Consider the following 9,603-nt stretch of genomic DNA (forward strand, 5'->3'; position numbering starts at 1 on the left):
GGGGAACATCATGAAAATTGAGCGCCCGCTATGGGCGACAGGAACCATCTTGTCTCCCCAACAGTTTCAGCAACAGGCTCGTTGGGAGGCATATGCCAATGAGTCGATTGCTCGTCTGGGATTGGCGCATCCTTGGGGCGTGCTGACCGCAGTGTTTGATCAACACACCTTAGCGTTGGGGCAGTTGAAAGCGGATCACCTGTGTGTGCGTTTTGCCGATGGATCGCTGATTGACACCGATCAGGCGGATCGCTTACCGCCGGTGCTGGAATTGGCAGCCGTTTTGCCGACAGACGCGCAGCAGGTCACGGTCTTACTGGCATTGCCGCACACTCACGCCAATGGCGGTAACTGCCTTAAACCAGATGAACGCGCCGATCGACCGGTGCGTTACCAGCAGGAATGGGTGCCGGTACAGGATGAATTCAGTGATCGCAGTGAATCGATGGCGGTCGCTCGTTATGCGATATCGCTGCGTTTTGACAGCATGGAAAACGGTCAATATCTCACCTGCCCGGTGGCGCGTCTGTTGCGCGACGCTCAGGGAAAGTGGGTCTTTGATGAGCAATTTGTACCGCCATTACTGCGTCTTAGCGCACATGCCGGTTCGATAGCTCGGCTCGATCGGCTGTTGACGCAGCTACGTGCAAAACAGGCTCGATTGATGGCAATGCGCCGAGAGAGCAATGAGCGGATGGCGGATTTTGCGGTGGCGGATGTGTCGTTGTTCTGGCTGCTTAACGCGCTTAACAGTTATGAACCGATATTGAGTGATTTTCAGGCTCATCCAGATGTGCATCCAGAACTGTTCTACCGTGAAGCGGTAAGGCTGGCGGGCAGTCTGTTGACCTTTTCACTGGACCATAACGCCAGCGTGATCCCGCGTTATCAGCACGATAATTTGACGGCGGTATTCCCGCCGCTATTTGACTTGCTGAGTCAATTGCTGGAGATCAGCTTGCCGTCGCGGATGGTGACGATTGAGTTGAAGAAACCATCGGAACAGCAGTGGATAGCCACTTTCCACGATACTCGCTTATGTGAAGCGGCGGATTTTTATCTCTCTGTCCGCTCTTCCATACCGGCGCACCAGTTGTACACCCGGTTTCCGCTGTTATGTAAAGCCGGTGCGCCGGACGAGGTTGACCGGATGATTAGCCGGGCATTAACCGGCATCCCCTTAGTCGCACTTAGCCATGTCCCGGCCGCGATCCCGTTGCGGCTGGAGAACCAGTACTTTGCCCTTGATCTCACCCATCCGGCGGGCAAAGCCATGCTGGCGGCGGGGAGCTGTGCTTTCTACGTGCCCGGAGTACTGGGCGATATTCAGCTTGAACTGTTTGCGGTATTGAGGACATGAATAAATCACCTTTATTAACTAAAAAATCGCCACCGGATATCGATGCCCTGTTACAGAACAGCTACCTGTTGGTGGCAGAGCTTTGTCAGGGCGCAGCGGTGGAACAGGCGGAAGTGGTGTGGCAGCACTGCACCCGTGAGATAGAACAGACACGGCAAGCGCTGCGTGATGCGGATGTCAGTGAATCCGCGATTAATCATATCAGCTACGCTCATTGCGCCCTGTTGGATGAAACCGTACTGGAGCGAGCGCCGGAAAAGGGATATGCAGCCTGGCGGGCAACATCATTACAGGAACATTTCTTTGATACCGCCGAGGCCGGTAATCAGTTGTATGAACGGATGCGTACTGTACTGCATGAACCGGCCCCCGATCGGGCAGTACTGACCTGTTTTCACCGCGTGTTGTTGTTGGGATTTCAGGGAAAGTGTCAGGAGGATACCTCATTGATACGTGAACAACTGGTGACTCGCTTACGTCAACAGGTCGTACCTTTCGGCACTGCTCAACAATCACCGGCGTTAACCACTGTGCCGCCATCCCGTTACAGGCTACGTCCCATCGTCGGCCAACTAGCCGCGGCGATCTCCGGGATGGTTATCGTGTTGCTCGGTGTCTGGTGGGGATTAGGCCACTATCTGGCAACGCTATTTCCGGGGTTGGCGAGATGAGTGTCATGTTGCGACGGGTGTTATGGGGATGGGGAGCCGGGCTGGCGCTATTGCTCTGTCTGGTCTGGCTACCCTTATCGCCGGAGGGCCGGTGGGAGGGGGCAGTCATTATCCTGCTCTGCACGCTGGTGGGGCTGTTTTATCGCGGGCGTTCTCAACGGCGAGAGTGCTTTAACAGCCTGTCTGCGGTACTGCCGCCTGAAAGTAATCGCCTGCCGGTAGTGTTGGTATATAGCAACATCCAAGACAGCCTGTTTGGTGATGAACTGCTGCGTCAGACGCCGCAAGGCTACTGGTTGTGCTTACCGTCAGGGACTTCTCTGTCCGACGGGGTAGCTAGCTTGCTGGCCGCCCGGCCCTCTTGGGGCGGACAGTTAAGTGTGATGGCGGTGATAAACCCACAGCAATACCGTGACGCCGCCGTGTTGGCAGGTTGGGTGCGAGAACTGCGCTGGCAGCTATCTCAAGCGCGTCAACGACATGCTATCCCGCTGCCTTTGCTGTTAGCGGGCTACTTAGCCGTACCATCCCGACAACCTGACGACTCACCGTGGTTTGAGTGGCAATCGGGACGAACCACGGTGACGGCCTGGCGTGAAGGCGCCTCTTTTCAACCACTCGCGGATTGGTTGGAACAGGGCACGTTGTCGGAACAGATGGCGCGTTTTCAGCGTGGGGTTGAGCTGACTGGTTGGGCTGATTGGATGAAAGCGCAGGTATTGCCCGTCTGCCTGACCCCGGAAGATGGCTTATCTCCTTGTCCGCCGCTGGCGATGGTATTGAAGTTTGTACCGGCATTACCGCATTGGTTAACCGGCCATGTTTGGCAACAGTGGCTACAGACCAAAACGGCGCTGAACAGGGCGGGCGATCCGATAGTCACATCGGCCACCGGTAATGCTGCCGTTACATTGCCATTTCCGGACAGTGTAGTGCGCTTGCTGCCCACAAGTGCGCTACAAACAGCGGTACAACGGGCCGTGGGGATAGCACTGGGGCTGTTTCTGCTGGCGGGCATAACTGCGTTAGGTTGCTCGGCCTGGCATAACCGACAGTTATTGCGTCAGGTGGAGAGTGACCTGCTGCATTACCGGTCCATTGCCGCGACGGATGATAGCCGCAAGGCACAGGCGGAAGCAGTACTGAGGAGTGACGCTGATCGGCTTGAGAACTATCACCGGGATGGCGTGCCGTGGCGTTTGGGATTGGGGCTATATCAAGGAGCGCGATTACGTCCGCCATTGCATGCGGCCATCGCCGGTTATCAGGCTAAACCGAGGGAGAAAACGCCGGTAACGCCGGTGGAACCACAGACCATCAGCCTTAACAGTCTGGCGCTGTTTGATGTGGGACAGGCGAAACTGAAAACGGGTTCGACCAGAGTATTAGTCAACGCGCTAATCAACATCCGCGCCAAACCGGGCTGGATGATCCTCATCACCGGCCATACGGATTCCACCGGTGATGCCACGAAAAATCAGGCGCTGTCACTGGCACGCGCCGAAGCAGTACGCGATTGGATGTTACAAACCAGCGACATATCGCCGACTTGTTTCACTGTACAAGGCAAGGGAGCAACAAGTCCGATCGCGACTAACACAACCGCTGCGGGGCGAGCCGCCAATCGCAGGGTTGAAATTCGTCTGATACCGCATGCAGCCGCCTGTGCGCGACCGCAGAAAGTACCGGACACATCAACAACGTCGCCGCTACCGGCGACATCACTCAAGTAACAATTGGAGTAATTATTATGGCGATTCCCGCTTATTTATGGCTAAAAGATGACGGCGGTGCTGACATCAAGGGTTCTGTCGATGTACAGGGCCGGGAAGGCAGTATTGAGATTGTGGCGTTGGAACATATGTTGCACATCCCGACGGACAACAACACCGGCAAACTGACGGGGACCCGTGTACACGCTCCGCTGGTATTCACCAAAGAGGTGGATGCATCAAGTCCCTATCTGTATAAAGCGGTCACTACCGGCCAGACCCTGAAATCTGCTGAAATCAAATGGTACAGCATTGATGACGCAGGTCAGGAGAAAGAGTACTTCATCACCCAACTGGACAACGTGAAAGTGGTGAAAGTGGCGCCGCTGATGCATGACATCAAAGACCCTGCCAAAGAGAAGCACAACCATCTGGAACGCATTGAATTGCGTTATGAAAAAATCACCTGGACCTACAAAGACGGCAACATCATTCACGCTGATGCGTGGAATGAGCGCACGACGGCGTAACAAGCTTGGCAGACGGATTAATCCGTCTGCTGTTTTTTCATTTTTTGCGTGATCGCGGGGGCGGGAGGCCCCGTGATAAAAAAATTGAAAACCAGATAAATCATGACCTTATGGGCCTCGGTATACGGCTATGGGCGGTAGCGTACCCAAACGACTGAGGAATAATCGGAAGAAAATATGACGAATCCAACACCGGTGATCATCTTTGATCACAGCCGCTACAGACTAAAAGTGTGGCGTAACAAAGCGCCGCTGGATGTGCTGGCCTTTACCGGGCAGGAAGCCTTAAGCCAGCCGTTTCGCTATGTCATTGAATTCACCAGTTCGGAGAAAGGGATTGAACCGGCACAGATGCTGATGCAGCAGGCTTCATTTACCCTGACTTCGCCTGCGATCAACCCGGGGATACGGTGGATGCCGATTGTGCCGCCGGAGCCGCTGCGTTCGGTTTACGGGGTGATCAGCGGCTTTAAACTGCTCTCCACCTCGCGGGACGAAAGCCGCTATGAAGTGACGCTGGAGCCTCGGCTGGCGCTGCTGGCGAGAAGCCATCAATACGCCATCTACCAAAAACTGTCCGTGCCGGAGATTGTGGAGAAAATTCTGCGTGAGCGGCATGGCTTTCGTGGGCAGGATTTCCTGTTCAGTCTGGCGTACAGCTACCCGAGGCGGGAACAGGTGATGCAGTATGGCGAAGATGACCTGCGCTTTATCCAACGCCTGCTGGCGGAAGTGGGGATCTGGTACAAAGTGACGGCGGATGACCGGTTAAAGATCGACGTGGTGGAATTTTACGACGACCAGCGTGACTACCAGTTCAACGTCTACCTGCCTGCCCGTAATCCGTCAGGCATGCACGGCGGGGAGGACGCGGTGGTGTGGGGCATGGAGACCGCGTATCAGGTGGTGGAGGGAAAAATTGCGACCCGCAATTATGACTACCACGATGCCCGGCCGTATCCCGGCTTGAACACCGAGGCGGATGTGACACGGGGCGACCGCACCACCTATGGCGAAGCATACCATTACCGCGACGACTACCGGATACCCGGCGACCGTTACGCCTATCAACCGGAGACGGAAAGCGGGGTGTTTTATGCCCGCCTGCATCACGAGCGTTACCTGAATCAACGCATCCGCCTGCGGGGAATGACCACCTCCGCCACGCTGGTGCCGGGGCAGGAATTGAAAGTGAAGGGGGACGCCCCGGAAGCGTTTCGCAAAGGGGCGATCATCACCCAGATCACCAACAGCGCCCGCCGGGACAGCAGTTTCGAGATGGCGTTCACCGCCATTCCCTATTCCGAGACCGTGTGCTTTCGCCCGGAACGGGTGCCGAAACCGGTGATGGCCGGCACGATACCCGCGCGGGTGAGCAGTACCAAAGTGAATGATACCTACGGCGATATCGACAAAGACGGCTTGTATCGGGTGGCGTTTAACTTTGACCGGGAGAAATGGCCGCAAGGGGGCGAAAGCCTGTGGGTGCGTCTGGCACGCCCGTACGCGGGGGAGACCTATGGCTTTCACTGGCCGTTGCTGGAAGGCACCGAAGTCGCGATCGCCTTTGAAGGAGGCGACCCGGACCGGCCCTATATCGCTCATGCGTTGCACGATTCAATGCACCCGGATCATGTCAATCTCTACAACTACAAACGCAACGTCCTGCGCACCCCGGCGAATAACAAACTGCGGATGGATGACGAGCGCGGTCGGGAACATATCAAACTGAGTACCGAATATGGCGGAAAAAGCCAGTTGAATCTCGGTCATCTCGTCGATAGCCAGCGCCCACACCCGGATAAACGGGGTGAAGGTTTTGAGCTGCGAACCGACGACTGGGGCGCGATCCGGGCCGGTAAGGGATTGTTTATCAGCGCGGATAAACAGGCCCGAGCGGGTGGTGAAGTGCTGGAGATGGCCCCGGCAATCAGTCTGGTAAAAGGTGCGGTGAATCAGGTGCTGGAGTGGGGAACGGTGACCAAAACTCACCTGAATCATCAGCCGGATACTGAAAGCCTGAAAACCTACTTACAGCATGTGGATCAACTGAAAATGGCAGCCATGCTGCTCAGTGCGCCGGAAGGGGTGGGGATTGTCAGCCCGCAGACCGTGATGGTGCAAAGTGGTCAGGCGCTCTATGCCCAAAGTGCGGGGGATGTGCATATTGCCAGTGCAAACCGGATTGGGATGAATGCGACACAGGCTATCTCCCTGTTAGCACAAAACGAAGGGATGCGTCTGGTGTCAGGGAAAGGGCCGCTCACCATTGAATCACATGGCGATAGTTTAGGTATCACCGCATTAAACGATGTCACCGTCAATTCAACACAGGGTCACGTCCAGATTACGGCGAAAAATGGCCTGACATTGGCGTGTGGCGGCGCGTACATCCGTCTTTCTCCGGCAGGAGAAATTGAAATTCACGGGCCGGGCCTGTTAAGCCTGAAAGGGCAGCACAAAATGACGTCACCGGCGAAACAGGACTTTCCTTTGCCTGACCTGCCTGAATCGGTGTGTAAAACGTGTTTGGAAAAAGCGCAGGAATTGGCGCAAGGGTTTGTTTTGAGGAGTTAACCAATGAATGACCATCAAATAGCTGACTGGATTGCATCACTTGCATCGTCTGTAACGGAAACCGGCATAAGTTGTATCGATATGATTGTGGATCAATCAGGGGGTAAGTTCCCCCTAATCCCGGCATTAAAAAGTTTTTCATCTGAGATGGATTGGTGCTCGCTATTTCAGGGGTTGCCGGAGGAGATTGTGACAGATAAAGCCCCGATCTTAATTCGGATTGATTTAACACAACCTGTTCAACGGCAATGGATGAATGAAATCATGATGCGCTTAGGTAGAAATCCTGTGTTGCTGGTTTTATGTTCTTCATGGTCGTTTGATCGCTTGTCCCAATATTTGATTCAGTGCGTGGATGCAGCCTACGCAGGGAAAGGCGGGATCTTACGCTTTTATGACCCGCGTATTTTTCCTGTGTTGTTTTCCCATGTATTGGACAAGGAACAGCAACAACAATTTTTCTGGCCCGCGCTGTTCTGGAGCTGGCTTGATCGTGATGGGGCTCCGCATGTTATCTGGCGTGAAGGCCATGCAGGGCCGGTTGATGAAACCTTTCAGAAAATTGAGCTCACAGATGAGCAGCTAGAACATCTCTTGTGTGTTTCTGATGCTCACGTACTGATGTTGCAACTGAATAATAAGGTCGAATATTCAGAATTTTCCCGCGAACAACTGTTCAACAATTGTTATGCCCTGATGATAGAGACATCTGGTGAAGACATTTTACTGGATGACGACAGAGAGTCATTCGTACTTAAACACCTTAAAGCCAGATTATCGTCATAGAGGTAGAAGATGAAAAAACAACAATTGAGGCTGGCAGTTTTATGCCTGCTGCTGGTCGCCTGTAGCCAGTTTTCGGCACAGGCAGGCATCATTATCGCCATTAACCATACCAAGTGGGCGATTAACCGGTTCACTGTGGATGATCAACCGGGTATCGATATTATCGGCCCGTATCAGGGCGGTGGTGGCGGTTGCTGCTATCGGGTTCCAGATAAGTGGCGACCGGGGATGACGGTTAAGGTGGATTGGGAGACCGGTGTTGGGGACATGGGGGGATTTCCCGGTTTTGCAGATAGAAAAAAATATTTGGCGTGGAGGGACAAGATTAATGCCCAAAAGCGCCAGCATAGCCAGATAGTACCGCTGCCCGATTATACCGGGCAGCGCACCTGCGGTATTACAGTGCACTTCTTACCATGTGATCAGGTCAAAGTTACCACCTCGTGTAACACCTACGGTAGCCCGAACTACCCGATTAAAGAACCCTTGGAAATGAAGGAACCAAAAGTATGTCCGAAGTAACGCATACAGGCACTTCAAGTCCAGATTGTCACTAATGTGAAGGTATAGAAGATGAAAAAACAACAATTGAGGCTGGCGGTTTTATGTCTGCTGCTGGTCGCCTGTAGCCAATTTCCGGCACAGGCCGGAACCATTGAAGCGATTAATCATACCAAATGGGCGATTAACCGGTTCACTGTGGATGATCAACCGGGTATCGATATTATCGGCCCGTATCAGGGCGGTGGTGGCGGTTGCTGCTATCGGGCCCCAGATAAGTGGCGACCGGGAATGACGGTTAAGGTGGATTGGGAGACAGGAGAGGCGAGCATGAAGGGTTTTCCTGGATATGCAGATTACGAAAAATATTTGGCATGGGTAAAAAAGATGGATGCTTATACACGCCAGCATAGCAAAGTAGTACCAGTACCCGATTATACCGGGCAGCGCACCTGCGGTATTACAGTGCATTTCTTACCCTGTGATCAGGTCAAAGTCACCACTTCGTGTAACACCTACGGTAGTCCGAACTACCCAATTAAAGAACCCTTGGAAATGAAGGAACCAAAAGTATGTCCGAAGTAACGCATACAGGCACCTCAAGTCCAGATTGTCACTAATGTGAAGGTATAGAAGATGAAAAAACAACAATTGAGGCTGGCGGTTTTATTCCTGCTGCTGGTCGCCTGTAGCCAATTTCCGGCACAGGCAGGCATCATTATCGCCATTAACCATACCAAATGGGCGATTAACCGGTTCACTGTGGATGATCAACCGGGTATCGACAGTATCGGCCCATATCAGGGCGGTGGTGGCGGTTGTTGCTATCGGGCTCCAGATAAGTGGCGGCCGGGGATGACGGTTAAGGTGGATTGGGAGACCGGTGTCGCTTTTTCCGACGACTTTCCCGGTTATGAAAATGATGAGAAGTATTTGGCGTGGAGGGACAAGATTAACGCCCAGAAACGCCAGCATAGCCAGGTAGTACCGCTGCCCGATTATACCGGGCAGCGCACCTGCGGTATTACAGTGCATTTCTTACCCTGTGATCAGGTCAAAGTCACCACTTCGTGTAACACCTACGGTAGCCCGAACTACCCAATTAAAGAACCCTTGAAAATGAAGGAGCCAAAAGTATGTCCGAAGTAACGCATACAGGCACCTTAAGTCCAGATTGTCACTAATGTGAAGGAGTAGAAGATGAAAAAACAACAATTGAGGCTGGCGGTTTTATGCCTGCTGTTGGTCGCCTGTAGCCAATTTTCGGCGCAGGCAGGCATCATTATCGCCATTAACCATACCAAATGGGCGATTAACCGGTTCACTGTGGATGATCAACCGGGTATCGACAGTATCGGCCCATATCAGGGCGGTGGTGGCGGTTGTTGCTATCGGGCTCCAGATAAGTGGCGGCCGGGGATGACGGTTAAGGTGGATTGGGAGACCGGTGTCGCTTTTTCCGACGA

10 protein-coding genes are annotated in these 9,603 nt (G+C 53.6%); all 10 read left to right on the forward strand.

The genetic code is table 11. The features are described 5' to 3' along the window. The first annotated feature begins 10 nt into the window (after positions 1–10). Complete coding sequence (tssK, locus tag EAE90_RS19500) at positions 11–1,360, forward strand: type VI secretion system baseplate subunit TssK (RefSeq protein WP_214054890.1); 1,350 nt, start codon at positions 11–13, stop codon at positions 1,358–1,360. Then, on the forward strand, positions 1,357–2,031 hold the full coding sequence (gene tssL, locus EAE90_RS19505; protein WP_214054891.1) for a type VI secretion system protein TssL, short form: 675 nt from the start codon (positions 1,357–1,359) through the stop codon (positions 2,029–2,031). The genes tssK and tssL overlap by 4 nt, the downstream gene beginning before the upstream one ends. Continuing rightward, a complete protein-coding gene (locus EAE90_RS19510; RefSeq protein ID WP_214054892.1) occupies positions 2,028–3,764 on the forward strand; it encodes an OmpA family protein in 1,737 nt (578 codons plus the stop codon). Before tssL ends, EAE90_RS19510 begins: the two co-directional genes overlap by 4 nt. A gap of 17 nt (positions 3,765–3,781) precedes the next feature. Further along, positions 3,782–4,273, forward strand: coding sequence for an Hcp family type VI secretion system effector (locus EAE90_RS19515; RefSeq protein WP_036779179.1), 492 nt, complete (start codon positions 3,782–3,784; stop codon positions 4,271–4,273). 177 nt (positions 4,274–4,450) lie between these two features. Then, a complete protein-coding gene (locus EAE90_RS19520) occupies positions 4,451–6,850 on the forward strand; it encodes a type VI secretion system Vgr family protein (protein ID WP_214054893.1) in 2,400 nt (799 codons plus the stop codon). A gap of 3 nt (positions 6,851–6,853) precedes the next feature. Continuing rightward, the gene (gene tla1, locus EAE90_RS19525) at positions 6,854–7,636 is read left to right on the forward strand and encodes a toxin Tle1 chaperone Tla1 (RefSeq protein ID WP_214054894.1); all 783 of its coding nucleotides are present in this window, start codon (positions 6,854–6,856) and stop codon (positions 7,634–7,636) included. Positions 7,637–7,645: 9 nt separating this feature from the next. Then, a complete protein-coding gene (gene tli1a / locus EAE90_RS19530) occupies positions 7,646–8,158 on the forward strand; it encodes a Tli1a family immunity protein (protein ID WP_214054895.1) in 513 nt (170 codons plus the stop codon). Positions 8,159–8,209: 51 nt separating this feature from the next. Then, positions 8,210–8,722, forward strand: a complete 513-nt coding sequence (gene tli1a / locus EAE90_RS19535) for a Tli1a family immunity protein (protein WP_214054896.1) — start codon at positions 8,210–8,212, stop codon at positions 8,720–8,722. 51 nt (positions 8,723–8,773) lie between these two features. After that, positions 8,774–9,286 (forward strand): Tli1a family immunity protein, encoded by a 513-nt coding sequence (gene tli1a / locus EAE90_RS19540; protein WP_214054897.1) that lies wholly within the window; start codon positions 8,774–8,776, stop codon positions 9,284–9,286. Positions 9,287–9,337: 51 nt separating this feature from the next. Next, positions 9,338–9,603: DUF3304 domain-containing protein (locus tag EAE90_RS19545; protein WP_214054898.1), on the forward strand; the 266-nt coding region annotated here is incomplete at its 3' end.

The organism is Photorhabdus caribbeanensis, assembly GCF_018448885.1.
GTDB lineage: Bacteria > Pseudomonadota > Gammaproteobacteria > Enterobacterales > Enterobacteriaceae > Photorhabdus > Photorhabdus caribbeanensis.